This is a genomic window from Bradyrhizobium sp. 191, from assembly GCF_023100985.1.
GTDB lineage: Bacteria > Pseudomonadota > Alphaproteobacteria > Rhizobiales > Xanthobacteraceae > Bradyrhizobium > Bradyrhizobium diversitatis.
In genome coordinates, this window is sequence record NZ_CP064692.1 from 3,822,109 (window position 1) to 3,845,622 (window position 23,514).

The 23,514-nt window shown below is 64.5% G+C and carries 24 protein-coding genes, 1 tRNA gene and 1 pseudogene; 14 read left to right on the forward strand and 12 right to left on the reverse strand.

What is annotated here, in order from left to right; all coding sequences use genetic code 11:
• Positions 1-5: 5 nt before the first annotated feature.
• Positions 6-1,796, reverse strand: a complete 1,791-nt coding sequence (locus tag IVB23_RS17750; RefSeq protein WP_247804459.1) for a peptide ABC transporter substrate-binding protein — start codon at positions 1,794-1,796, stop codon at positions 6-8.
• A 259-nt stretch (positions 1,797-2,055) separates the two neighbouring features.
• A complete protein-coding gene (locus IVB23_RS17755; RefSeq protein WP_061880665.1) occupies positions 2,056-3,474 on the reverse strand; it encodes a M20 family metallopeptidase in 1,419 nt (472 codons plus the stop codon).
• 278 nt (positions 3,475-3,752) lie between these two features.
• On the opposite strand from IVB23_RS17755, the gene IVB23_RS17760 reads away from it, so the two are divergent.
• The 3 genes and pseudogenes from IVB23_RS17760 (at position 3,753) to IVB23_RS17770 (ending at position 6,132) form a co-directional block, all read left to right on the forward strand.
• Positions 3,753-4,724 (forward strand): S1C family serine protease, encoded by a 972-nt coding sequence (locus IVB23_RS17760; RefSeq protein WP_247804460.1) that lies wholly within the window; start codon positions 3,753-3,755, stop codon positions 4,722-4,724.
• Positions 4,725-4,774: 50 nt separating this feature from the next.
• Positions 4,775-5,844, forward strand: a pseudogene (locus IVB23_RS17765) (phospholipase).
• A gap of 81 nt (positions 5,845-5,925) precedes the next feature.
• The gene (locus tag IVB23_RS17770) at positions 5,926-6,132 is read left to right on the forward strand and encodes a hypothetical protein (RefSeq protein ID WP_018316294.1); all 207 of its coding nucleotides are present in this window, start codon (positions 5,926-5,928) and stop codon (positions 6,130-6,132) included.
• 80 nt (positions 6,133-6,212) lie between these two features.
• Here the strand turns inward: IVB23_RS17770 and IVB23_RS17775 are convergent, their stop codons facing one another.
• The 5 genes from IVB23_RS17775 to IVB23_RS17795 form a co-directional block, all read right to left on the reverse strand.
• Positions 6,213-6,875, reverse strand: a complete 663-nt coding sequence (locus tag IVB23_RS17775; RefSeq protein WP_061880662.1) for a DsbA family protein — start codon at positions 6,873-6,875, stop codon at positions 6,213-6,215.
• Positions 6,876-6,961: 86 nt separating this feature from the next.
• Positions 6,962-7,684 (reverse strand): LrgB family protein, encoded by a 723-nt coding sequence (locus IVB23_RS17780; RefSeq protein ID WP_028178485.1) that lies wholly within the window; start codon positions 7,682-7,684, stop codon positions 6,962-6,964.
• Complete coding sequence (locus IVB23_RS17785; protein WP_247804461.1) at positions 7,681-8,064, reverse strand: CidA/LrgA family protein; 384 nt, start codon at positions 8,062-8,064, stop codon at positions 7,681-7,683. The genes IVB23_RS17780 and IVB23_RS17785 overlap by 4 nt, the downstream gene beginning before the upstream one ends.
• Positions 8,065-8,098: 34 nt before the next feature.
• Positions 8,099-8,584: a PaaI family thioesterase gene (locus tag IVB23_RS17790; RefSeq protein ID WP_061880661.1), complete on the reverse strand. Its 486-nt coding sequence runs from the start codon at positions 8,582-8,584 to the stop codon at positions 8,099-8,101.
• A gap of 3 nt (positions 8,585-8,587) precedes the next feature.
• A complete protein-coding gene (locus IVB23_RS17795) occupies positions 8,588-9,016 on the reverse strand; it encodes an acyl-CoA thioesterase (protein WP_061880660.1) in 429 nt (142 codons plus the stop codon).
• A 107-nt stretch (positions 9,017-9,123) separates the two neighbouring features.
• Between IVB23_RS17795 and IVB23_RS17800 the strand changes: the two genes are divergently transcribed.
• Entirely contained in the window at positions 9,124-9,672 is a 549-nt protein-coding gene (locus IVB23_RS17800; RefSeq protein ID WP_247804462.1) for a TetR/AcrR family transcriptional regulator, read from the forward strand.
• 141 nt (positions 9,673-9,813) lie between these two features.
• On the opposite strand, the gene IVB23_RS17805 is transcribed toward IVB23_RS17800, so the two are convergent.
• Positions 9,814-10,293 carry a hypothetical protein gene (locus tag IVB23_RS17805; RefSeq protein WP_247804463.1) on the reverse strand — a complete coding sequence of 160 codons (480 nt, stop codon included), beginning with the start codon at positions 10,291-10,293 and terminating at the stop codon, positions 9,814-9,816.
• 199 nt (positions 10,294-10,492) lie between these two features.
• Between IVB23_RS17805 and IVB23_RS17810 the strand changes: the two genes are divergently transcribed.
• A complete protein-coding gene (locus IVB23_RS17810; RefSeq protein ID WP_247804464.1) occupies positions 10,493-10,795 on the forward strand; it encodes a PsiF family protein in 303 nt (100 codons plus the stop codon).
• Positions 10,796-10,895: 100 nt separating this feature from the next.
• Entirely contained in the window at positions 10,896-11,981 is a 1,086-nt protein-coding gene (locus IVB23_RS17815) for an AbrB family transcriptional regulator (RefSeq protein WP_247804465.1), read from the forward strand.
• 3 nt (positions 11,982-11,984) lie between these two features.
• Here IVB23_RS17815 and IVB23_RS17820 read toward each other — a convergent pair whose 3' ends face one another.
• The gene (locus tag IVB23_RS17820) at positions 11,985-12,524 is read right to left on the reverse strand and encodes a disulfide bond formation protein B (protein WP_247804466.1); all 540 of its coding nucleotides are present in this window, start codon (positions 12,522-12,524) and stop codon (positions 11,985-11,987) included.
• A 154-nt stretch (positions 12,525-12,678) separates the two neighbouring features.
• On the opposite strand from IVB23_RS17820, the gene IVB23_RS17825 reads away from it, so the two are divergent.
• The 5 genes from IVB23_RS17825 to IVB23_RS17845 all read left to right on the forward strand — a co-directional run bounded on the left by IVB23_RS17825 (position 12,679) and on the right by IVB23_RS17845 (position 17,487).
• Positions 12,679-12,763: transfer RNA gene (locus tag IVB23_RS17825), tRNA-Leu, on the forward strand.
• Positions 12,764-12,943: 180 nt separating this feature from the next.
• Positions 12,944-13,246: a hypothetical protein gene (locus IVB23_RS17830; protein ID WP_247804467.1), complete on the forward strand. Its 303-nt coding sequence runs from the start codon at positions 12,944-12,946 to the stop codon at positions 13,244-13,246.
• Positions 13,247-14,188: 942 nt separating this feature from the next.
• Positions 14,189-14,416, forward strand: a complete 228-nt coding sequence (locus IVB23_RS17835) for a hypothetical protein (protein ID WP_197969414.1) — start codon at positions 14,189-14,191, stop codon at positions 14,414-14,416.
• Positions 14,417-14,563: 147 nt separating this feature from the next.
• Positions 14,564-16,003, forward strand: coding sequence for an IS1182 family transposase (locus IVB23_RS17840; protein ID WP_247803554.1), 1,440 nt, complete (start codon positions 14,564-14,566; stop codon positions 16,001-16,003).
• A gap of 330 nt (positions 16,004-16,333) precedes the next feature.
• Positions 16,334-17,487 (forward strand): IS3 family transposase gene (locus IVB23_RS17845; protein WP_247800703.1). Its coding sequence is split into 2 segments (ribosomal slippage): positions 16,334-16,583 and positions 16,583-17,487, totalling 1,155 coding nucleotides; the frame shifts between segments, so codons are not numbered across the junction.
• A gap of 226 nt (positions 17,488-17,713) precedes the next feature.
• Here IVB23_RS17845 and IVB23_RS17850 read toward each other — a convergent pair.
• Complete coding sequence (locus IVB23_RS17850; protein WP_247804468.1) at positions 17,714-17,863, reverse strand: hypothetical protein; 150 nt, start codon at positions 17,861-17,863, stop codon at positions 17,714-17,716.
• Positions 17,864-18,962: 1,099 nt separating this feature from the next.
• On the opposite strand from IVB23_RS17850, the gene IVB23_RS17855 reads away from it, so the two are divergent.
• On the forward strand, positions 18,963-19,646 hold the full coding sequence (locus IVB23_RS17855) for a response regulator transcription factor (RefSeq protein ID WP_061882693.1): 684 nt from the start codon (positions 18,963-18,965) through the stop codon (positions 19,644-19,646).
• A gap of 35 nt (positions 19,647-19,681) precedes the next feature.
• On the forward strand, positions 19,682-21,592 hold the full coding sequence (locus IVB23_RS17860; protein WP_247804469.1) for an ATP-binding protein: 1,911 nt from the start codon (positions 19,682-19,684) through the stop codon (positions 21,590-21,592).
• 259 nt (positions 21,593-21,851) lie between these two features.
• On the opposite strand, the gene IVB23_RS17865 is transcribed toward IVB23_RS17860, so the two are convergent.
• The gene (locus IVB23_RS17865) at positions 21,852-22,142 is read right to left on the reverse strand and encodes a hypothetical protein (protein ID WP_061882694.1); all 291 of its coding nucleotides are present in this window, start codon (positions 22,140-22,142) and stop codon (positions 21,852-21,854) included.
• A 412-nt stretch (positions 22,143-22,554) separates the two neighbouring features.
• On the opposite strand from IVB23_RS17865, the gene IVB23_RS17870 reads away from it, so the two are divergent.
• A complete protein-coding gene (locus IVB23_RS17870) occupies positions 22,555-22,779 on the forward strand; it encodes a hypothetical protein (RefSeq protein ID WP_247804470.1) in 225 nt (74 codons plus the stop codon).
• Between the two features lie 241 nt (positions 22,780-23,020).
• On the opposite strand, the gene IVB23_RS17875 is transcribed toward IVB23_RS17870, so the two are convergent.
• Positions 23,021-23,443, reverse strand: coding sequence for a GFA family protein (locus tag IVB23_RS17875; protein ID WP_247804471.1), 423 nt, complete (start codon positions 23,441-23,443; stop codon positions 23,021-23,023).
• Positions 23,444-23,514: the final 71 nt, after the last annotated feature.

Consider the following 23,514-nt stretch of genomic DNA (forward strand, 5'->3'; position numbering starts at 1 on the left):
GGGGATCATTCCTCGCGGTACCAGTCGAACAGGTTGTCGGTTTCGTTGGCCCAACCCGAGATCACCGGACGCAGATTGTTCGCGGCCGCCTCCACCTTGAGACGATGCATCACGGGGATGAACACCGTGTCCTGCCACATCAGATCGTTAGCCTTGATATAGAGCGCCGCGCGCTTGACCGGATCCATCTCCATATCGGCAGCGTTGATCACCGCGTCATAGTCCTTGTTGACCCAGCGCGGGAAGTTCGTGCCCTGCCACTTGTTCTCCTTGGTCGCGACGCTGGTGGACAGGTAGCGGCGCATGTGCTGCGACGGATCCGGTTGGCTGAGCGGGATCTGGAACATCTCGATGTCGGCGTAGAACTTTGGATAGGTGTCGGGGTTGGCGACGTCGGACGAGAAAAACACCGAAGCTACCACCGACTTCAGCTCGACCTCGATGCCGGCCTTCTGGCAGGCCTGCTTGACGATGGCCTGGGTCTTCTGGCGCGGACCATTGATGGAGGTCTGGTACAGGATCTTCAGCTTCTTGCCGTCCTTCTCGCGGATGCCGTCGGCACCGGGCTTCCAGCCGGCGTCGTCGAGCATCTTGGCGGCTTTCTCGATGTTGAATTCCCAGCTCGTGTTCTTGGAGACGAACTTTTCAGGGCCGTTGAGGAAGTTCGCGGTGGTGCGGCCGGCGCGGCCGTAGATCGCCTTCTTGACGGACTCGCGATCGACCAGCAGCGACAGCGCCTTGCGCACGACGGGATCCGAGAACAGCGGATGCTTGGTCTTCATCGACGAACGTTCGCCGTCGACCTCGACGTTCGGATCGGTGAAATTGAGCGCGATGAACTCGGTATCGCCGCCGACGGCATAGACGGTCTTGCCCTTGCCGCCCTTTTCCAGACGCAGCAGCACGTCGTCCTCGACTTGGATATTCCAGCCGAAATCATACTCGCCGGTCTGGATCACGGCGCGTGCCGCCGAGACGGCGTCACCGCCGCCCTTCATCTCGAGCGTATCGAAATAGGGCCGGTTGGCCATGTGATAGTCGGGATTGATCACGCCGCGGATGAGATCGCCCGGCTTGAACTCGACGAACTTGTAGGGCCCGGTCCCCACAGGCGCGAGGTTGGTCGGAGCCTCGCGCGATTTGGAGCCGATGAAATCGGCAAAGAGATGCTTCGGCAGGATTTGCCCGGTCGCACCGACGAAAGCGTCGGCCCAAAATGGCGTCGGTTTCGGGAAAGTAATCTTGACCGTGAGATCGTCGATCTTCTCGACAGTGAGGTCGCGATAGGTTGCGATGGTCACGGCCGCAGTGGCCGGATCCTTGATGTACTGCCACGTGAATACGACATCGTCGGCCGAGAACGGCTTGCCGTCATGCCACTTCACGCCAGGCTTCAGCTTCCACGTCACCGACTTGCCGTCGGCGGCGAGCTGGCCGTTCTGGACCGAGGGAATTTCGGTCGCCAGCACCAGCTTCATGTTGCCGTCGGGATCCCAGCAGGCAAGCGGTTCGTAGAACAGGCGCGAGCCGTCCTGGTCCTTGGTGCCGGTGGCGAAATGCGGATTGAGCAAGGTCGGGCCCTGCCACCACAACAGCTTCAGCGCACCGCCGCCGCCGCGTTTGGTCGGCTTGTAGGTGGACGCGCCCTGGGCCATGGCGACACCGCCGAGCGCGAGGATCTGGTTGGCCAGCGGTGCGGTCAGGCCAACGGCGGCCATGCGCTGGATAAAGGCGCGGCGATCCATCCGCCCGTCCTTCACCTGGCCGATCATCGAACGCAGATCTTTATCCAGCATGGTTGTCCCCCGTCTGGTTCCGACATGGATGCAGGCGGCCGCAAGAGGCGACCGCCGGTTTGGCTGGCGGTAGATGGCACACCGAATGGGGTGCACGTCAACTGGGACCGTGTGTATGCAAACGGTCTTCTGGCTGTCCGTTGGGCAAAATCGCGTTCCGCAGCCCATCCGTTCGGCAATCCAGCATCAAAACGTGCCGGATTGCGCGCTGCACTGCGGAAAATTTGTTCGCCGCATCCGACGAAGTATCGAGGCGAAATTACCCGACGGACATGTCGAGCGGCGGCGCGACGTGATCCGGCAGCGGACAGATATAAGGTGTCTTGGCCGTCCGCTTTTGAAGGTCCGCCTTGGCGGCCTTGATCAGCTCCGGTTCCGTCAGCGCCTTGATCCCGAGACCAGCCATCGCCTTGGCCGCCTGCACCATGGCCTTGTGGGCATGTGAGCTCTTGCCCTGCGCGACCACCTGCCAGGTGTGGAAGGGCGTGCCGATCGCAACCGTGGGTGCGTGAACCTGCACGGTCGGCACCACCCAGCTCACGTCGCCGACATCGGTCGAACCGACCAGCGGGTTGCGCTTGGCATCGAGCGGCACCAGGAAGTCGGCCAGCGGCCGGTCGGTCGGCTCCATGCCGATCGCATAATAGACCGACGAGATGTCCTTGTCGCTCAGCGTCGCACGGATCTGGCTGGCAAAGCTCTTGTCCGCGTCGTCGAAATGCGGCGGTCCGAGTTCTTCCATCACCTGGTGCAGTGCCTGTTCCAGCGGCGCGTTCGGCAGGATGTTGGAGACCGCCGAGATGATCTTCATCTCGACCTTGGTCTCGGTCATCAACGCGGCGCCCTGCGCGATCTTGGAGACGCGCTCGACCAGCTCGTTCATGCCGGGAAGGTCACGGGCGCGAATCGAATAGCGCACGCGCGCATGCGCCTGCACCACGTTCGGCGCGATGCCGCCGGTATCGAGCAAAGCATAGTGCACGCGGGCATCGCTCGGCATGTGCTCGCGCATGTAGTTCACGCCGACATTCATCAATTCCACCGCGTCGAGCGCCGAGCGGCCGAGATGCGGCGAGGCGGCCGCATGCGAGGTACGGCCGGTGAAGATGAAATCAGCGCGCGTATTGGCGAGCGACGGCGTCACCGCGACTTCCCAGAAGCTGTGCGGATGCCAGGTGATGGCGATGTCGGCGTCTTCGAACGCGCCGGAGCGCACCATGAAGGCCTTTGCCGCGCCGCCTTCTTCCGCGGGGCAGCCGTAATAGCGCACGCGGCCCGGCACCTTGTTCTTGGCCAGCCAGTCCTTCACCGCGGTCGCGGCGAGCAGCGCGGCGGAACCGAGCAGATTGTGACCGCAACCATGGCCATGGCCGCCGGTCTCGACCGGGCGATGCTCGGCGACACCCGCTTCCTGGCTGAGGCCCGGCAGCGCGTCGTATTCACCCATGAAGGCGATGACCGGACCACCCTCGCCCCACTCGCCCATCACCGCAGTCGGGATGCCGGCGACGTTCTCGGTGATCCGGAATCCCTGATGGCGCAGCTCGGCGAGATGCTCGGCGGCGGACCGCGCCTCAGTGTAGCAGACCTCGGGCATGCCCCAGACCCTGTCGCTGAGGTCGATGAAACGTGCCTTGATCGTATCGATGCCACGCCAGATGTCGCTGCGATTGTCCATGCTTGTCGTCCGTGATCCCAAGGTCAAACGAAGCGGCAATGGTTAGCAGCTTCGCTATGCGGCGCCTAGCATTCCGCCGGACAGCAGCCATGCGGCCGGTGCCGGTTCGCACGGACGTCCGATCCACGAGGTATCTTCGCGCCTTTCGAAGATTTCACGCGGCGTTCTCCGGAATAGTTGGCGACGAGGCTTTCAAGACGGCCTGCCCCGGCCTAAATTATGCTTGCTCGTCGTTCCGCTAGCCATACCGGAGCGATGCTCTCAGCCAGGAGAACTCCATGCCCGCTCTGACCGAATGGAGAGTGCCGCCGGCGAACCAGCCGCGGACGAGCGACTACGGCTTCGATCTCGACCGCGCGCTCGCATCCATCGTCGGCCTGCACGCCATCGTCCCGCCGGACGCCTTCAGCGCCGAGACGCTGGGCACCGAACGCGCCGGCAACGGCGTCGTGATCGACGACGGGCTGGTGCTCACGATAGGTTATCTCATCACTGAGGCAGAGACAGTCTGGCTGCACCGCGCCGACGGACGCGTGGTGGAGGGTCATGCGCTCGGCTTCGATTCCGAGACCGGGTTCGGGCTGGTGCAGGCACTCGGCCAGCTCGACGTCGCGCCGCTCCCGCTCGGCTCGTCGGCGGCAACCCGGATCGGCGATCGCGTCGTGGTCGGCGGCGCCGGCGGGCGCACGCGCTCGGTCGCAAGCCAAATCGTGGCCAAGCAGGAATTCGCCGGCTACTGGGAGTATCTGCTGGATGAGGCCATCTTCACCTGTCCCGCACATCCGAACTGGGGCGGCACGGCCCTTCTCAACGAACGTGGCGAGTTAATCGGCATCGGCTCGCTCCAGCTCGACCGGGAACGTGACGGCAAGGCCGAGCACGTCAATATGATCGTGCCGATCGACCTCTTGAAGCCGATCCTCGAGGACTTGCGCAAATTCGGCCGGGTCAACAGGCCGGCGCGGCCCTGGCTTGGGCTCTTCTCGACCGAGATCGACAACCGCGTGGTGGTGATCGGGATCTCCACCAACGGCCCGGCCGCCCGGGCCGAGCTCAAGACCGGCGATGTCATCCTCGCCGTGGACGGCGAGAAGGTCACGAGCCAGAGCGCGTTCTACAGGAAGATGTGGACGCTCGGCGCTGCCGGCGTCGACGTGCCGCTCACCGTGCATCATGAAGGCGTCACCTTCGACGTCACCGTGACGTCGACCGATCGCTTCAAGCTGTTGAAGGCGCCGAAGCTGCACTAACCCCAAGGACTGATCCCAGGAACTGATCCCAAGGCTTGAGGAAGCGGGCGATGACCGAGGCCGTGGTCGACGACATCGTTGCCGTGCTGCCACCGCTGCTCAATGCGCTGGAAGCACTCGGCTTCTTCCAGCGGCATTTGCACCCGCCGGCCTTCGCCTCGGTGATGAACGCAATCGGTACACCGGACGCGACGCTGCAGACGGCACGAGCGGCGATCGGCGACTGGCCTGAACAATTCGCCGGCTTGCATGAACGACTCGATCGCGCCTGCGACGAGGCCCTCGCCGCCTTTGCCGGGATCCGCGAGGTCGAGCGTGGCAATGGCGATCTCGTCGCGATCTTCCGGGCCCTGCGCCATTTCCCCCGCGCGCAGGAGGCGCTGTATCCGCTGGCGGTGCAGTTCCCGCCCGTGAGCAGCTTCTTTCTCAACGCCGCCAATCGCGAGAATCACGATCTGCTGTCGCGACTGGAAGCCGGCGCGGGCGAGCACACCGGCATCTTCCACGATCACAATGAGCCCGGCAGCCGTGGCGGCTTCTCAGCCTATGTGCCCGAATACTACGTGCCCGGCCGGCCAATGCCGCTGGTGATGGCGCTGCATGGCGGCAGCGGCAACGGGCGCGGCTTTCTGTGGAGCTGGCTGCGCGACGCGCGCAGTCTCGGCGCGGTCCTGGTGGCGCCGACCGCGACCGGCCCGACCTGGGCTCTGATGGGCGACGATGCCGACACGCCGAACCTCATGCGCATCCTTGAGACGGTGCGCGGCCGCTGGAGCATCGACGCCTCGCGCATGCTTCTGACCGCATGAGCGACGGCGGCACCTTCTGCTACGTCAGCGGTCTCGACGGCGCCTCGCCGTTCACTCATCTCGCCCCTGTTGCGGCGACCTTCCATCCGCTGATGGCGGAAATGGCCGACGCGACGCGCTTGCAAGGCCTGCCGGTCTTCATCACTCACGGCAAGCTCGACTGGATGTTTCCGGTGCAGACCGCACGGCAGACGCAGGCGGCGCTCTCCACCGCCGGCGCCAATGTCACCTATCGCGAGATCGACGACCTCAGCCACACCTATCCGCGCGAGATCAATGCGGAATTGCTGCAGTGGCTGAATGGAGGATGAACGATCTCTCCTTAGATGCGCCGCATGGCCGGGGAACCATCACTCCGGGCCGACGTTATCGCCCGTCACCGGAGGTTCGCCATGCAGACTTTTTTCGGAATGATCCTGGGCGCATTGCTGCTTGCGGGCGGCGTCTACGTCTATGATTCCATGCAGACGTCGTCGGTCGCCAATGGCGAGGTCGCGACCACCAATCGCACCATCGTGAACTGGGATGTCGCCAAGGCCGATTGGGACGCACTGCGCGACCGCGCGCACAAGGACTGGGTCCGGATCTCGTCGAAGTAATATCGCCCGACATGAATGAGGCGCCGTCGCGAACTCCGCGGCGGCGCCTTTGCGTTGGCCACGATCAAAAAAGATGCGGCTCAGTTCATCTTGGCCTTGCGGGCGTCGGCGATGACCTGCTCGAACTCGGCCATGCTGAGCACGCCGGGCACACGGTACTTGCCGACGATGAATGACGGCGTACCACTGAAACCGAAAGCTTCAGCCTGCTCGTTGTTGCGCTTGAGGATGGCGTCGATGTCCTTGGCGCGGCCGGTAAGATCGCGCTTCAACCGGTCCATGTCGACGCCGGCGGCCGCGAGCAGCTCGTTGATGCGCGGCTCGGTCAGGCGCGAGCTGACGCCCATCATGGCGTCGTGGGCCTGATGGTACTTGTCCTGGAATTTTGCCGCCAGCGCAGTCCGCGCCGCCGTGACCGACACCGGCCCGAGGATCGGCCAGTCCTTCATCACCAGCCGCACCTTGCCATCGTCCTGGACGACCTGGCGCAGCTCGGGCTCGAGCTTGCGGCAATAGGGACAATTGTAGTCGGACCATTCGACGATCGTGATGTTGCCGCCGGGATTGCCCGCGACGGGCGTGTCGGGATCGCGCAGCACCTTGGCTTCGGTCAGCACCTCGTCCTCACCGGTCGCCGCGCGCGCAAGGTTGATCCCGCTCGCTGCGACGGCACCCGCTCCGATCAACGTCAGCGCCGCACGCCGGGTCGCCATCAGACGGCCCTTGTTCCCAAATTCGGTCATATCTTGTCCCGTTTCGGCCCCATCACCGCAAATACGGCTCGGGACCAGGAAATGTTACAGACATATAGAGCGTCGCCGCAGCGATGTCATCGCACCAGCAGTGTCACCGCCAGAGGGACCAGGAACGAGGTCACCAAGGCGTTCAGGCTCATGGCGATGCCGGAAAAGACACCGGCAATCTCGTCGACCTGGAACGCGCGCGCGGTGCCGATGCCGTGCGCGGCAAGGCCGGCGGCAAAGCCGCGAGCCCGGTAGTCGGTGACGCCGGTGCGGTTCATCAGCGGCGTCACGATGATGGCGCCCATGATGCCGGTGAGGATGACCGCGACCGCCGCGAGCGAAGGATCGGCATGCAGGGATTCGGCGATACCCATGGCGACGCCGGCGGTGACTGATTTCGGCGCCAGCGACAGCACCACGTCGCGCGGCAGGCCGGCAAGTTCGGCCAGCAACACGACCGACACCACCGCGGTGACCGAGCCAGCGACCAGCGCCACCAGCATCGGAACGATCGATGAGACGACGCGCCTGCGGTTCTCGTAGAGCGGCACCGCGAGCGCGACGGTCGCCGGCCCCAACAAGAAGTGCACGAATTGCGCGCCGGCGAAGTAGGTCGTGTAGGAGGTGCCGGTCAACAGCAGGAACGCGCCGATGATCCACATCGCGTGCAGCACGGGATTGGCCAGCGGATGACGCCGGGTCGCCAGCGAGACCGCGTCCGTGGCGGCATAGACCAGCAGCGTCACGGTCAGCCAGAGCAGCGGCGATTGCGAGAGATAGACCCACAGCGAGAACGGATTGTCCTTCATCGCGCGTCCTGTTGCTTCAGCAAGCGGCTGACGAGGCGAAAGGTCAGCACGGTCGCGAGCAGCGTGACGACCACGGACAGCGCGAGCACGAGGATGATGGCAATGCCGTGAGACGCGAGCAGATCGAGCTCCTGCACGACGCCAACACCGGCCGGCACGAATAGCAACGAGAGATGGGCCAGCAGGCCCTTGCTCGCCGTCTCGATACCGTCATTGCGCAGCGGCCCGCGCGCGAGCAGCGCAAAGCGGTCGCGGGCGAGCAGCAGGATCAGAAGCAGCAGCAGACCGAGCACGGGTCCCGGCAACGGCAGGCCGAGACCGCGCACGACGGCTTCGCCGATTAATTGGCAGAGCAGGATGAGGCCGAGACTTGCAAGCATGACCGTCGCATCAAGGGATGCGCGGGCATGCTTGTCAATCGCCGCCATGCGCGGACGTGTGCGGCATGTCCGAGGCCGCAATGCGGGGCAGCATCGCCATCAAGGTCCCGGTCATGGTCGCGATCAGCGTGGTCTTGCCGTCATGCTCGGCAAACGCCTTGGCCTCGCAGAAGGTCAGCGTGCGGCCGGGCTTGACGACTTCGGCCCGGAAGACGAAGCGCTCGCCCCGGGCCGGCGCAAGCAGCGTGGTCTTGAACTCGACGGTGAGGATGTCGGCTTCGCGCGGCATCAGGGTGAAGGCGGCGACGCCGCAGGCATTGTCCAGGCCTGCCGTGATGATACCGGCGTGCACGAAGCCGTTCTGCTGCGTAAAGGCGGACGCATACGGCATCGCCAGTTCGATCTGGCCCGGCGCGAGAGAGACGATCGATATGCCCAGCGTGCGCATCGCCGGCTGGGCGGCGAACATCGCGGTCGTGGCCGTGCGGTACCCAGGGTTTCTCGGCTCGAATGTGGCCATCGCTCATGCCTCCGCCGGCTCGGAAAGGTGCTTCACCGCGATCTCCCGGATGGCATCGGCGAAGGGTGCGGACTTCCGCAATTGGCGGTCCATGTGGACGCCGGTGATCTCGCACGTCGCTGCGAGTTCGCCGGTCTCGGCATTCGTCATGTCATGCCGGAAGCGGATCGACTTGTCGTGAAGCTCAAGCAGATGGCTGCGGATCTCGACGATGTCGCCGGCGAGCAGCTCGCGCCGGTAGGCGATGTTCTGCTGCACGGCGGCCATGCCGCGGCCGGAGCTGCGCAGATAGCTCGGCGTCAGGCCCAGGCGGGCGAACAGATTCCAGTTGGCCTCGTCGAACTTGCCGACATACCACATGATGTTCATGTGGCCGACGTGATCGCATTGCCACGGATAGACCGTACCGCGATAGGTCGCCTCCTGCTCCATCGCACTTCCTCCCGCAATGTCGTCTTTGATCGTTGATACGGTAGCGTATCAAACCCGTGTCGCGTTAGCAATACGGTACCGTATCAACGGCCGGTGGGGTTTCCTTCATGAGTGACGGCAAGGGAGATGTCTGGGTCGAGGCAGGCTTTGCCGAGCTCGCCCGCGCGGGGGTCGAGGGCGTCCGGGTCGAGGTGCTCGCCAAGAATCTCGGCGTCACCAAGGGCGGCTTCTACCGCCGCTTTGCCGACCGCGCCGCGCTGCTCGATGCCATGCTGGAAGGCTGGCGCGAGGGACGCATCGCCGCAATCGCGCAGCAGACCAGTCTCGACGGGCAAGAACCCCGCGAGCGCCTGAAGGCTCTGATCCAGCTCTATTCCGAGCGCCTCAATCCGGAGGGCATGGCGATCGAGCTCGCGATCCGGCAATGGGCCCGCTCGGACGAGAACGCCGCTGGGGCGGTGGCGAGCGTCGACGCGGCACGGCTCAAGCACGTCAGCGAACTCTATCGTGCGACCGGCCTAGCGGCCGAGGCGGCCGAGGCGCAGGCCTTCCTGTTCTACTGCTTCATCTTCGGCCAGAGCTTGTTGTTCGTCGAGAGCGGCGCGCGGAAGCGATCGCAGCTCGTGGCGAGATCGGCCGAGAAGCTGCTCGACTAGAGCCTTCGGATGGAATCGGAACGCGGCTCCAGCTTCTTGTTTTGACTCGTTTTCTTGACGCGAACCGCTGTCCACTTCGCTCGAAAACGCTCCAGGCGAAATGGCCGGAGCGCTGCTCCGGCCATCGTCTCGATTCGAAGCTCAGGCGGCGCCCTTCAGCTTCTTGGTGCATTCGCTGTAATAGCCGCCGCCCTTCTGGATCCACTTCAAGCCGCCATTGCCGTTGGTGGCCTTGTTGGCATTATACTGGTCGACGCAGGTGTGCAGCCGCGCCTTGCCGGGGGTCTCCTTGGTATATTTCGGATCGACCGCGTTCGGATAGACCGCCGGTCCGGCTGGCAGGGCCGGCGCGGCGGCGGGTGCCGCCTGCTTCGGCTCGGCAGGAGCGGCGGGCGCAGCCGGAGCAGCTGCGGTCGGTGCAGCGGCGGGCTTCGCATCGGCACCGCACTCGGCCTTGCGGAAGTCATTCCACTTCATGGTCCCGAGCGAGCCGTCCTTCTTGGCAGCCTGATATTTCGCGCTGCATTCCTGCGCGGTCAGTGCCTGCGCCGGCGCGCTCGCCAGCAATGCCGCGACACCGGACACTGCAATCGCACACAACAATCTCGTCTGAATGATCATCCCTGGGTCTCCTGCTTGGTCTTCCCGACGGAAGTGAAACGAACATTGCTATCCTAGCGTGTCGGCCGCTTGCGACAAGGATGCGATCGCAATCGCCGCCAAAATATAGTGATCCCGTCGCTCAGCTCATTCATGTCGCGTTCAGCAATGCAGGCCGACCGTCCAGCCCTTCGTCATTCTTCCAAGCAGAGTGCAACACATGACCTTCACGTCTCGCCTCGCCGTCGTCGCCCTCGCCTCGCTGCTCGCCACCGGCACCGCCTTCGCACAGACCGCAGCGCCGGCAGCCAAGAGCGAAACAAAGACCGATACCGCTGCCACCGCCGACAAGAAGGCACCGAAGGAGCGTTCGGCCGAGTCGCTCGAATGCTCCAGGCGGGCGGACGCCAAGGGATTGAAGGGCAAGGAGCGCAGGAAGTTTCGCCGTGAGTGCAAGAAGGAGGCGAAGGCCGGCAGCGTCGCTCCCGCCGCCCCCGCCGCTCCTGCCTCAGACAAGAAGTAAGTCCCGTCACGACCCTCCGCGAGCATCCGCGAGAGGCGCGCGCATTGCGGCATGACGAGCCTGCAATTGTGCGCCTCCCGCCGATTTGCGATAAGGTGGCGTGAAGCAGATCGCCGCCTCCCTGACATTCGAATGGCCGAGCCGTGCCAGCATATTGAGCACGGTGGAGACGCTCGTCATCGGCACCGCCGGCGGTCTGGTGTTTCTCGTCGCGAACCTTCCCGGCGGGCTGATCTCGGGCTCGATGATCGCGGTCGGGATCGCTGCAATCGCCGGCCGCCAGCTGACGCTGCCGCCGATCCTGACCCAGACCGTGCTGGTGCTGCTGGGCATTTCGCTGGGGTCGGTGGTCTCGCGCCATTTGCTTCAGCAGGTTGGCGCCTATCCCGTCACCATCGGGTTGCTGGCGCTCGCCACCTTCTGCTCGACGTTCGGCTCGAGCTATTACCTCCAGCGGATCCATGGCTGGGATCGCACCTCGGCTTTCCTGGCCGGCAGTCCCGGCGCGCTGTCGCAGATCACCATCCTTGCGGTCGAGCGCGGCGCCGACCTGCCGGGCATCGCGGTGGTGCAGACCATGCGCGTCATCATCCTGACCGCCGCGCTGCCGATGGTGCTGGCGCTTGCGGGCGTAGCGTCCTCTGCTGCGCCGTCGCTGACGACGACGATCGCCTCGCCGCTCGACCTCCTCGAACTGGCCGCGGCGTCGCTGGCCGCCGCGCTGGTCTTGCGGCTGATCAGGTTTCCGGCGAGCTGGATGTTCGGCGCGATGATCGCCTCCAGCCTGCTGCACGGCGCCGGATGGGTCGAGGGCGGCCTGCCGGACTGGGTCCGCGGCGTGGCGCTGGTCGGCATCGGCGCACTGATCGGCAGCCGCTTCGCGCGGATGCGGATCAAGACGCTCGCCGGCCACCTCAGCGCGGCACTGGGCTCGTTTGCCGTGGCCATCGCCGTCTCCGCCATCTTCGTCGGGATCGTGGCCCTGACCACGCAGGTGAAATTCTCCGACGTCGTCGTCGCCTTCGCGCCGGGCGCGATGGATGCGATGCTGGCGCTGGCCCTGACGTTGCACATCGACCCGATCTTCGTCGGCGCCCACCACCTCTCGCGCTTCGTCTTCGTGACGATCGCAACCCCGGGCATCGTGCATCTGTTCGGACGCACGCAGGACGATGTGGATGATTAGGCCTTAGCGTTTCGCCGTCCGCGCAAAACCCCACGCGGCGATCGCGGCCATCAGCAACGAGATCAGCACGTTGTAGCCGGCGAGCGACAGGCCGAGGAAGCGCCACTGCACCTCGTCGCAGCGCACCACCTTCACGGTGTCGAGCTTCGACAGCAGATCAGCGGCGCTGCCGAGATTGACGACGGGCCCGGAGCAATCGGTCGGCCCCTTCCAGAAACCCCATTCGACGCCGGCGTGATAGGTGCCGAGGCCGGCATTGGCGAGCGTCGCCAGCGCCAGGATCGCGAGCCCCGCCAGCAGCAGCGGCCGCGGCGCGCCGCTCCTCGCCGCCAGCGCCGTCAGCGCGCCGAGCGGGATCACGAGGTAATAGGCGTAGCGCTGCTCCAGGCAGAGCGGACAGGGCAGGATCTCCAACACGAGCTGGAAGAACCAGGCGCCGGCGATCGTGACTGCGGCGATCAGCGTGACCAGCAGCGAGGCGGTCAGCGCGGGGCCCGCACTGGCCTGCTTGAACGCTGGTATGACAGCACTCTGGGTCGTCACGGCAGCCTCTTTCCGGTGGTCGGATCCACAAGCCTCTAGCCCCGGCCCGTGCGTCTGTCGAGAACGGCCGGGATCACTTTGGCGCGGGTTGACCCCGCTTTGTCCATGGCTATAGTCCGCCGGCTTCGCGACGCCCCTTTGGGGCCGACCGAGGGCCCCTGTGGCGGAACTGGTAGACGCGCTCGACTCAAAATCGAGTTCCGCAAGGAGTGCTGGTTCGATTCCGGCCAGGGGCACCACGCTTCGCCCTTCGGGCTACGCGTGGCGCGGCCATGCGAAGCTCGAAGGGCGAAGCGTGTCCGGCGAAGCCTCTTGGCGAAGACGGACTGGCTCAACACACTCAATCTTCCCCTCCCTAGCCATCTTCCCATGCCCCCTGTATAAACCGGTAGCTTCTTCCGTCACTCGAAGGAGCTCACATGAACGACCTGCACGCGTGGCTTTCGCAGCAGCACCACGGCTTGCGGACCTTCCAGACCTTTCAGCAATTGCTCGAGACGCTCGGCCGGGACGATCCCGCCCAGCGCGGCTTGTGCCGTCTGTTGAGCGGCCTCGTCGGCAGCTATGTCGAGGCCTTTGACGAGGCCCCGCTGCCGGTCGACGTCGCCGATCGCGCTTACCGACGCCTGCTGACGCTGGTCGGCAGCCTCGATCCGCACGGAAACGCCGACCGCCGCCTCGCCGACATCAACCGCGTGGCGATCTGCGACTTGTGGCGGTGATTGGCAGGATGCGGGCACCGTTCAATTTTCAGGCAACAGGACACGCCCGTACGGCCTCGCGACGCATCACGCCCGAGCCTTGTGCTTCTCTCGACGCCCCTTCGTTGGAAAGGGCGCAGGGAAGACCGGGCGCCGGCTGGCACCCGCGGTCCGCTGTGCGCAAATTGCGCGAAGACAGATGCACAGCGGCATACAGGGCAGCCTGGACATACCGGCCTTCCCTGCGCAGTGGTTTGACGGCTTATGGCGCGCTCTCCCCGGGGAGCGATGCACTATTGCCCCCGTCGCCTTGCGGATGACCGATGCGCGCGCCCGGTCGGGCCGCCACATCACCGCAAGCCTTGACGCACAGACCCCGGGCGTCAGGACCACACGCTTTTGCCGTACGCGAATCGCACCGGTCGTGTGCGCGCCGCGCAACCGCTCACGGGCCAGGCCCGCCCTGCGATTGCATGCGCGCCGATGCGCTCCGCGCCCACCGCCACCCGGCCCGCGTATCGTGACGATCGCGAAACGCCCCTATCCTTGGGCCGGGGCGCAGCATATATACGCTATTTCCGAATTTCGGTCAATAAGAATTTTCGAGCCACGAAGCGGCGAGCGTTCGGACAGACCTTGTTCCGGCCGAGAACCATCTGCGGCAGCCACAGCTTCATTCTTGCCCCGCGTGTCTCCGCATCGTCATTGCGAGCGCAGCGAAGCAATCCAGGAATGCACCCACGGAGCTAGCCTGGATTGCTTCGTCACAAGAGCTCCTCGCAATGACGAGGAGGAGAGATTGCGCGCCCAACTGCCGTATCGGCGCGGAGCCCCAGGAGCGAAGCGGCATCTGCTGTTCGAGCGTCGATAGAAGTTAGATCCCCTACCGCCGCGAGGCATTCGACTTCGCGCGGTCGCTGCCTATATCCTCTCGCATACGATGGGATGCAGTGAGCAGCTTCGATGGCCAGGACACGCAGGACGGATGCCGACGATCTTCCCCGCTATTTCGTCTGGGTGCGGGGCCTGGAAGGCCCCGAGCCGCAGAAATGGACGGCGATGGATTTCGGCATCGGCGACTGGAAGCGGCCGCTCGTGCTGGCCTATCTGGAGCTGCCGGAGGACGAACGGCCTCTATCCTTGTCGGTGCTGGCCCGGCGCTATCCGCCGCCGCGGGTCGATCTTTCGTAGCCGGGCTAGGGTGTGTACTCATAAGCGTCGGCTCCGCAAGTCAAGGCGGAAGTCACCTGCCTGAACGTGATCGGCGGCTGGCGACCCTGGCTGTGTGAAAACACTGGACTGCTGTTATGATTCTCCTGTGATTCTTTGGGGGAATCGATGAGGCGCTTCGTTGAAGAGGCGGATCGTGGGCAGCGGACGCTGTTGCCCGAATGCCTCGATGACTTCATTGACGAGAGCAACCCAGTTCGCGTGATCGACGTATTTGTCGATGCGCTCGGTTTGGCTGAGATGGGCTTTGAGGGTGTGGAGCCGGCGGCCACGGGTCGGCCGTCGCACCATCCCTCGGTGCTCCTTAAGCTTTACATCTACGGCTATCTGAACCGGATACAGTCGAGTCGGCGGCTGGAACGAGAGGCCGGGCGCAATGTCGAGGTGATGTGGCTGCTGGGTCGGCTCGCTCCCGATCACAAGACGATTGCGGACTTCCGGAAGGACAACGGCCTGGCGCCGCGCAAGGTATGTGCGCGCTTCGTCGAACTCTGCCGAGACATTGGTCTGCTGGCGACGGCGAGCGTCGCCATCGATGGCAGCAAGTTCAAGGCCGTGAACAACCGGGACAGGAACTTCACGCGCGCGAAGATGGAGCGACGGCGTGCTCAGTTGGAGGAGAGCGTCGCGCGCTATCTGAGCCAACTTGACACGGCCGACCGCCAGGAGCCGACGGAGGCGCTGGCCACGAAGGTGACGAGGCTTACCGAGAAGCTGACAAAGCTGAAGGAGGAAATGGGCAAGCTTGCCGTCTACGAGAAGCAAATGCTTGCTTCGCCTGACCAGCAAATCTCGCTGACCGACCCCGACAGCCGCTCGATGGCAACGAGCGGCCGCGGCTCTGGCGTTGTTGGCTACAACGTACAGGTCGCCGTAGACACCGAGCACCATCTGATTGTGACGCATGAGGTGACGAACAGCGGCTCGGATCGGGCACAACTTGCCAATATGGCCAAGCAGGCGAAGGCTGTTCTCAAGACCGAGACGCTCGAAGCGGTAGCCGATCGCGGCTACTTCAACAGCCCAGAGATCCTCGCGTGCCACGAAGCAGGCATCACAGTAACTCTGCCCAAACCGCTAACGTCCGGCGCTAAGGCAGACGGACGCTTCGGTAAACAGGACTTTGCCTATTTGCCAGAGGAGGACGCCTATCGCTGCCCGGCCGGGGAGCGGCTGTCATATCGCTATACGAATGAAGAAGACGGCAAGGTGCTGCGGCGCTACTGGACGACGGCCTGTCAAAGCTGTTCGCTCAAGACCCAATGCACGCCTGGGTCAGAACGGCGGCTTACGCGATGGGAGCATGAGCATCTGCTCGAGGCTGTGCAGCATCGCCTTGATGCAAACCCGCACGCCATGCGTCAGCGTCGCGAAACAGTCGAACATCCGTTCGGCACCATGAAAGCCCGCATGGGAGCGACACACTTCCTGACCAAAACGCTTCCGAAAGTGGCGGCCGAAATGGCGCTCTCCGTCCTGGCCTACAATCTGACACGGGTCATGAACATCGTCGGGGTCAAGCCGCTGATGGCTGCGATCGCGGCCTGACACCAAGCGATCATGACTTCCGCTCGACTGCCTAGCGACCGGCGTTTTTACACGACCAAGACCCAAAGGAGACATGGGCGTTCGGCTCCCGCCTAAAGGCGCTTCCACTCACGAACTACGATCTGGAAGTCGTCCTCATAGATAATCTTTCCTGGGTTCTTCGATCTGAGAAGGCGCACTGCGGTGCCATGCTCCTCAAGCAGAACCGCGATTTCCCACATTTTTTTGATCGAGGGTTCGGCCGTGTCCTTAAACCAAGAAACCGCTTCTGAGCTGCTGCTGGTTTGATGGACACCGAGATTAGGTGTTTCATGAAGCCGGAGGTGGGCGATGAAGAGACGGAAGTTCAGTCGCGAGTTCAAGATCGAGGCGGTCAAGCTGGTTAGGGAGCGTGGGGTGTCGGTGGCGCAGGCCGGGCGCGACCTGGATGTCCATGAGAACGTTCTGCGCAAATGGGTGAAAGAGTTCGGCTCCGATCCGGTGCAGGCCTTTCCCGGTCACGGCCAGATGAAGCCGGAGCAGCAGGAGATCGAGCGGCTGCGCCGTGAGGTCGCCAAGCTGAAGGCCGAGCGCGACATCCTAAAAAAGGCCGCAGCCTTCTTCGCGAAGGAAGCGACATGAAGTTCGTCTTCATCGCGAAGCACCGGACGATCTGGCCGGTGGCATGGCTATGCGATGCGCTCGGAGTATCGCGGTCGGGCTTCCATGCCTGGCTCAACCGCTCTCCCAGCGCCAGATCCCGCAGCGACGAGGAGCTCGGCGGCAAGGTCAAGGCCAGCTTCGCCGCCAGCGACCGCACCTATGGCGCACGCCGGGTGTGGCGCGACCTGCTCGCCGAAGGGGCGGATTGTGGCCTGCACCGGATTGAGCGGCTGATGCGGCTGCAAGGCTTGCGGGCGCGGCCGCGACGTCGACGCTTGCCGAAGGACAGCGGCGATCGACAGCTTGAGACCGTACCGGCGAACCTCCTTGACCGGCAGTTCGCCGCCGAGCGTCCGAACCAGAAATGGATCGCCGACTTCACCTATCTCTGGACGGCCGAAGGCTGGCTCTATGTGGCGGCGGTGATCGACCTGTTCTCGCGCCGGGTGGTGGGCTGGTCGATGAGTGCCGCCATGACCGCACAGCTCGTGACGGACGCATTGTTGATGGCCGTCTGGCGACGCGGCAAGCCGGATGCGCTGTTGCATCACTCCGACCAGGGCAGCCAGTACACAAGCGAGCAGTTCCAGCGCCTGATGGCCGACCACGGCATCGTTTGCAGCATGAGCCGATCCGGCAACGTCTGGGACAACGCGGCGATGGAAAGCTTCTTCTCCTCGCTCAAGACCGAGCGTACGGAAAGCAAAACCTACAGGACCAGAGACGAGGCACGAGCCGATGTGTTCGACTACATCGAAAGATTCTACAACACCACCCGCAGGCACTCGACCATCGGCTATCTCAGCCCGGTTGAGTTCGAGCGCAAGGTAGGATTAGCTTAACCCGGTGTCCATCAAACCGGCAGCAGCTCATTCTGGTCCCCAGTTGCTCGTTGAGAATGGCGGACAAGGTAGATGGGCATTCAGCCACGCATACGCATCTTCCAGCCAAGCCGCTTGATAAGGGGCGAGTTGCCCGCCATCGCGAAGCAGGCGCGCCTCAGTGATGATACCCGTCAGCCATCGGTGATTCTCACGGTCGGTGCCAACTACGAAACGGACAAACATGCTAGTTCGAGAAATCGCCGCCGGGACTTCCACCGGAAAACCTCTCTGGGGTATCATCCGGTTTGACGCTGTCGCCTTTGACGAACCCTACAAAAATGATGGCTAACAAAGCGATCCCACCGAGAACCACTAGCCCTTGGAAGAGCGTCATCGAGCCTCTCCGATAGCAAGACCCAAATCCTTTTAGCCCACTCAAGCTTAAGCTTGTATCCGCTGAGCAATCTCAAGTTTATCTAAAAACTGGACGGCAGATTGTGGCCCGAAGGCGAAGCTCGGTTCCGCTCAGATATATGGTCCCTGATCGGGCAGACCGGAAGTGATACGGCGCCGGTCAAACCGGCGCTGTTGAGCCATTGCCGCCCACCAGCATCTAGCCTGGGGGCGGGTGCAGATTATGCCATTTTTCGCGAGCGGTTTCCGCTGATCCGCCGCGTCGTATTTCATCTTCTCTAAAATCTTTCCAATATCGGTAGGTGCAATATAGCCCGTAGAGCCAAAGCAAGACGAGCACCAGAACAAGCGGACCAATCGAGCTTTTCACGAACTCGGTTGGACCGAGAATCTTCAGCAAGAAAATCAACGCGAGACATAGAGCTCCAGCAACTGCAAAGCCTCGCGCTCGCAACCGCCAAACTCGGACTTCCTCTGAAACCGTCATCCCTCGTCCTTAGGAGTACGTATGCGCTCGCGCTTAACTGGCTCTGCGGCTTTCGTCTTCGAACCGGGGACGACTGAGGTGTCTCGTGAGCCGCCCTTCAGCGCCCCACCCGCGCCATCTCGCGATCGGGGCCCGCAGCAGGCAGGCCAAGTTTAACGCAATCAGTGCGATCAGTAGATAGAGGCCGAAAAACACGTAAATGCAGGACGTGCCCCCAACGATAAGGACGAGCAGAACGGTGGGCGGGATTCTGAAGCGAAACATGCTAGCCATGGTAACACAACGTCGTCTAGGTTCGCGCCTCTCCAGGAATGAGGTTTGCAGACCGTTTAAGTCTGCTGATGTGACAACTCGGACATCTGGTGAGATGCCGTCATGGGCCGGTGTCGGAGGCAGAGTGGATTCATCCGCGCCCTGAGTGCGGCGCGGATGAGTACGCGCTCTAGCCTCGGCGCAACCAACGACCGTCCATCCGCGCCTGACCTCGGGACCAAGTTGTCGCCGCCCCCATGATTATGGGTGTCGCGGCATCCGCGCTGCGGGTAGACTTGCTTCGCGCCGCGGGGGACACGCGGGTCGCGGGACGATGATCATGACCGAACAGGGCGAGACGGGTGAGGCCATCACCATCCTCCTCGTCGAAGACGACGCGCCGACCTGCTGGCGGCTCCAGGATGCGCTGGTCAAGGCCGGTTACGAGGTGCGTAGCGCCGGCACGCTTGCGGAGGCGCGGCAGGCTCTGGGCGTCGGCGCGCCGCGCGTGCTGCTGACCGACCTGCGGCTGCCCGACGGCCACGGCGTCGAGCTGATCCGCGAAACCCGCCAGCGCTTCCCCGACACCGAGATCATGGTGATCTCCGCGCTCGGCGACGAGGAGAGCGTGATCTCAGCGATCACGGTCGGCGCCACCGGCTATCTGCTCAAGGACGCCTTCCCCACCGACATCGCCACCACCGTGCGCGACCTGGTCGCGGGACATTCGCCGATCTCGGCCTCGATCGCCCGTTTCATCGTGCGCAGAACGCAAGGCGTCGCACAGAATTCGGCCGAGCCGCCGCCCGGGCCCGCGCTCAACACCGCGAGGCTCACCCCGCGCGAGATCGACATCCTCTGGGGCATCGCGAAGGGCTTCAGCTATGCCGAGATCGCGAGCCATCTCGGCCTGTCCAGGCAGACCGTGCCCGGCCACATCAAGAACATCTATCGCAAGCTCGAAGTGCACACGCGTAGCGAAGCGGTGTTCGAGGCGGTGCAGCAGGGCCTGATCAAGCTGTGAGCGAGACCGCGGCCAAAGCACCTACGAAGGCACCTATGAAGGCACCGGCCACACCCGCGCGGCGCCGGCTGCTGGCCTCGCGCCTCGTGCCCTATCTGCTGTTCCAGGTGCTGATCGTGATCGCCACCATTCTCGGCTTGCGGCTGCTCCAGCCGAGCGACCCCGAGGATTTTGCGCTCGGCGGATTCGCGCTGCGGGAGGACGGCGTCACGCGCCCCGTGACGCTGCCGCATTTCACCTCGTCGCGCTACTCCCTGGCCGACCCGCCGTTCTACACCGGCGCCTTCACCTTCCAGAGCGGCGATGCGGCCTCGGGCTGGTCGGTGTTCCTGCCGCGCTTCAGCAACGCGGTCGAGGTCGCCGTCAACGGCGTCGTCGTGCTCGACTCCCGGCGCGACGCCAACGCCAACCGGCCCGACCGCAACACGCCGCAGATCGCACTCATCCCCGCTTCGCTGCTGCGCGAGGGCGGCAACGAGATCACGGTGCGGCTGTTCGTGTGGGGACCGCTCAAGGGCTTCCTCGACACCGTCTATGTCGGGCCGGACGCCGCCCTGCGCCCGGCCTATGAGACACGCACGCTGCTGTTCGTCACGCTGCCGGTGGTGTTCTCCGCCTGGCAGGCGATCCTGGCCGTCATCCTCGCGATCATGTGGCTGATGCGGCGCCGCGAGCCGGTCTATGGCGTGCTGGCGGTGGCGATGGTGCTCGGCGTGGTGCAGGCGTTCGCGCAGGCGCCGGTGCCGCCGGCCACCGCATCCCGGCTCGCCGCGGTGCTGCTGGCGTCCGCGCCGATCGAGAGTGCGCTGGTCGTCGTGTTCGGCGTGTTGTTCTTCGGCTGGCGCTGGCCGCGCTACGGCACGCTGCTGTTCGTGCCCGGCGTCCTCGTCTTCGTGGTCGGGCTGATCGGGGGCCCGCCGCTGCCGCGGATCCTCTTCCTGGTGCTCGGCATTCCCACCGTCGGGCTCTGCCTGTTCCTGATGGCCTGCGTCACGGCTGCCGCGGTGGTACGGCGGCAGGACGCGGCGAGCTTCATGATCGGCTGCGCGGTGACCATCGTGCTGGTCTGCTGGATCCAGGACATGCTCACGGTGCTTGAGATCGAGACCAACGATCGCATCTTCGTCTCGCGCCTGTCCTATTCGGCGATGCTGGTCGCGATCGGCGCCGGGCTGACCTGGCGCTTTGCCCGCGCGTTGAACCAGGTCGACAGCTTTGCCGGGCAGCTCGTGACGCGCGTGCGCGAAGCCGAGGAACGGCTGAAGGCGAGCTTTGCCCGCGAGGAGGAGCGCGCCCGCGCCGCCGCGCTCGCCAACGAGCGCACGCGCCTGATGCGGGACCTGCATGACGGTCTCGGCGGTCAGCTCGTGAGCATCGTCGCATTGTCCGAGCGCGGCAGTGAGGGCACGACCATCACGGACGCCGCCCGCGCGGCGCTGAAGGATCTGCGCCTCGTCATCGACTCCATGGACGACATCGGCGGCGACCTGATGCTCGCGCTCGGCTCCTGGCGCGAGCGCGCGACCGCGCAATTGCGGCCGCACGACATCGCGCTCGACTGGCGCGTGGCGACGCCGCAGGGCCTGCCGCTGCATCCCGAGCTGAGGCCATGGCACGTCATCCAGATCGTGCGCATCCTCGACGAGGCCGTGACCAACGCGGCCAAGCACGCACAGGCCCGCCACGTCGCAGTCACCATCGAGACGCATGACGGAAGCCAGGGGCCTTACGGCGTGATCAGCGTCACGGATGACGGCCGGGGCTTTGCGCTGGCCGGCGATTGCGAGGCCGCGGGCGCGGGCCAGACCGCGCGCGGCCTGCGCAACATGAGAAGCCGTGCCGCGCGCTGCGGCGCGGTGCTCGACCTGAGCTCGGATGCCTCCGGCACGCGCGTGCGGCTGCAATTGCCGCAGCGTTTTCCCGACAGCGACATGGCTGCGGGCTGAAAAGCCCCCTCTCCGGACGTGTGGGGCGCACGGAGAGAGGGGACGGGCCGGGTGATTGCCTGCGGAGGACGGGGGGTTCTTCCGCAGGCTCCGTTGGCCCGAACTCTTCTCCCTCGCCCCGCTTGCGGGGAGAGGGTCGGGGTGAGGGGGTCTCCGCGAGGACGGACGCAGTTGGACTCGTGGAGAGTCCCCCTCACCCGAATTCGAGCTACGCCCGAATTCGACCTCTCCCCGCAAGCGGGGCAAGGTGAAAGACAGGTCAGCGCACGCCGACGCGATTGACCGGACCGCCGCGATTCATCGGCGTACCTGCGCGCACGCCGACGCCGGGCGCGCCGACACCGGGGGTCGCGACCGCAGCCCGCGCAACCGGAGCTCCCGGCGCGACCACCACCGCCGCAGTCGGCCGCACCACGCAGCCCTTGGGCACCCCGACGGTCTTGCAATAGACCACCGCCTGCGCCGGGCTCGTGCCCAGCGACACCATCGCCGCGCCCGCCAGGGCCACGATCGTCAGCCCGGCGCTCAGCGCTCCAGCTCTCTTCGACATCTTGTTCTCCTGCTTCCCGTTCGGCGTCCCGATGCAATCACCGGGTTTCGCAGCCGAGGTGCAGCCTGAATGGCAAAAGTCGGTGCTGGGATACATGCCATGAAGATGGGGGTACCGCGGTCGGGCGGGGCTATCGCATATGAGCAGCACACTTTTGGGCACGATAGTCTCCACATCGTCATGGCCGGGCTTGTCCCGGCCATCCACGCCTTGCCACGCAGCACAAAACGTGGATGCCCGGGACAAGCCCGGGCATGACGACCTCTGGTGAAGGTGCAAATGCGATAGCGCTGCCCGGACGGGAGGATTAGCCGACGCCATGAACATGGCATGGACCCGCGCCGGAACTTCGCGAGATGGTCCGGCCGCGTGATCCCGGTCGGGACCAACGACGATTCCAGAGAGGTGCCTTATGAAAATTTCGGTTCTTGCCGCGCTGCTGCTCACTGCTGCCGCCCTGCCGGCTGCTGCACAGTCCGGCCCATCGATCCAGGAGCAAATGGCCTGCCGCGGCGACGCCGGCAAATTCTGCGCCGAGCATATCGGCAAGCCGCCGCAGATGAACGCCTGCCTGCGCGAGAACAAGTCGAAGCTCTCGGATTCCTGCCGCAAGGTCGTTGAATCGCGCGGAGGCTAGTCTTTCGTCCCTCTCCCCATTGGAGAAGGCAGCGAGGGCGGCGCTCTGCCGCCCTCTTGAAGACCTGTGCGTACGCCTCATCCTTCGAGACGGCGCTGACGCGCCTCCTCAGGATGAGGCTAATCGGCATCAGTGCTCGTTGAAACTGCTCCCGCACACTCCGTCCTCATCCTGAAGAGCCCGCCTGAAGCGGGCGTCTCGAAGGATGGCCGCAGGGAGGAGCCTTCAACTGAAGGCGCCGCTACTCCTGGATCATCTCTCCGCTGCCGCCGAACTCGGCCGGAAAATCCTTCAGCTTGGGCAGGCCGTCGCGCATCGGCAGCACGGTCTCGGCATAGTTGACGTGGACGCCGGGCGTGAACGCGAGCGTCGGGACGGTGGCGGCGAAGACGTCGACCAGACCGAGCGGCGGATGGTTGGTCATGAGATGACCACCGCACTTCCTGCAATATTTGCGCTGGCTGAGCGGCGTCTTGACGAAGGTCTCGACATTCTGAGCGCCTTCGGTGATGCGCACTGCCTCGGGCTTCCACAGGCTGAAGGCGTTGACCGGACCGCCCGACCAGGAGCGGCAGGAGCGGCAATGGCAATAGCCCATCGCCTCCGGTGCACCCGTGACCTCGACCGTGACCGCGCCACAGAAGCAGTTTCCGACATGTTTCATTTGGGCGTCTCCGTTCTTTTTTTGGGATCATCATTGCGCGTCGGCGCCCCGCGCGTTCTCCTTTCGGTGGA

Bases quoted from the DNA above. Each gene is read 5' to 3' on its own strand.
- IVB23_RS17800 (WP_247804462.1), top strand. From the start codon at position 9,124: ATGAGTGACGGCAAGGGAGATGTCTGGGTCGAGGCAGGCTTTGCCGAG.
- IVB23_RS17775 (WP_061880662.1), bottom strand. From the start codon at position 6,875: ATGACCGAATTTGGGAACAAGGGCCGTCTGATGGCGACCCGGCGTGCG.
- IVB23_RS17850 (WP_247804468.1), bottom strand. From the start codon at position 17,863: ATGACGCTCTTCCAAGGGCTAGTGGTTCTCGGTGGGATCGCTTTGTTA.
- IVB23_RS17760 (WP_247804460.1), top strand. From the start codon at position 3,753: ATGCCCGCTCTGACCGAATGGAGAGTGCCGCCGGCGAACCAGCCGCGG.
- IVB23_RS17785 (WP_247804461.1), bottom strand. From the start codon at position 8,064: ATGCTTGCAAGTCTCGGCCTCATCCTGCTCTGCCAATTAATCGGCGAA.
- IVB23_RS17755 (WP_061880665.1), bottom strand. From the start codon at position 3,474: ATGGACAATCGCAGCGACATCTGGCGTGGCATCGATACGATCAAGGCA.
- IVB23_RS17795 (WP_061880660.1), bottom strand. From the start codon at position 9,016: ATGGAGCAGGAGGCGACCTATCGCGGTACGGTCTATCCGTGGCAATGC.
- IVB23_RS17840 (WP_247803554.1), top strand. From the start codon at position 14,564: ATGAGGCGCTTCGTTGAAGAGGCGGATCGTGGGCAGCGGACGCTGTTG.
- IVB23_RS17750 (WP_247804459.1), bottom strand. From the start codon at position 1,796: ATGCTGGATAAAGATCTGCGTTCGATGATCGGCCAGGTGAAGGACGGG.
- IVB23_RS17860 (WP_247804469.1), top strand. From the start codon at position 19,682: ATGAAGGCACCGGCCACACCCGCGCGGCGCCGGCTGCTGGCCTCGCGC.
- IVB23_RS17810 (WP_247804464.1), top strand. From the start codon at position 10,493: ATGACCTTCACGTCTCGCCTCGCCGTCGTCGCCCTCGCCTCGCTGCTC.
- IVB23_RS17830 (WP_247804467.1), top strand. From the start codon at position 12,944: ATGAACGACCTGCACGCGTGGCTTTCGCAGCAGCACCACGGCTTGCGG.
- IVB23_RS17875 (WP_247804471.1), bottom strand. From the start codon at position 23,443: ATGAAACATGTCGGAAACTGCTTCTGTGGCGCGGTCACGGTCGAGGTC.
- IVB23_RS17865 (WP_061882694.1), bottom strand. From the start codon at position 22,142: ATGTCGAAGAGAGCTGGAGCGCTGAGCGCCGGGCTGACGATCGTGGCC.
- IVB23_RS17805 (WP_247804463.1), bottom strand. From the start codon at position 10,293: ATGATCATTCAGACGAGATTGTTGTGTGCGATTGCAGTGTCCGGTGTC.
- IVB23_RS17855 (WP_061882693.1), top strand. From the start codon at position 18,963: ATGACCGAACAGGGCGAGACGGGTGAGGCCATCACCATCCTCCTCGTC.
- IVB23_RS17870 (WP_247804470.1), top strand. From the start codon at position 22,555: ATGAAAATTTCGGTTCTTGCCGCGCTGCTGCTCACTGCTGCCGCCCTG.
- IVB23_RS17790 (WP_061880661.1), bottom strand. From the start codon at position 8,584: ATGGCCACATTCGAGCCGAGAAACCCTGGGTACCGCACGGCCACGACC.
- IVB23_RS17780 (WP_028178485.1), bottom strand. From the start codon at position 7,684: ATGAAGGACAATCCGTTCTCGCTGTGGGTCTATCTCTCGCAATCGCCG.
- IVB23_RS17770 (WP_018316294.1), top strand. From the start codon at position 5,926: ATGCAGACTTTTTTCGGAATGATCCTGGGCGCATTGCTGCTTGCGGGC.
- IVB23_RS17835 (WP_197969414.1), top strand. From the start codon at position 14,189: ATGGCCAGGACACGCAGGACGGATGCCGACGATCTTCCCCGCTATTTC.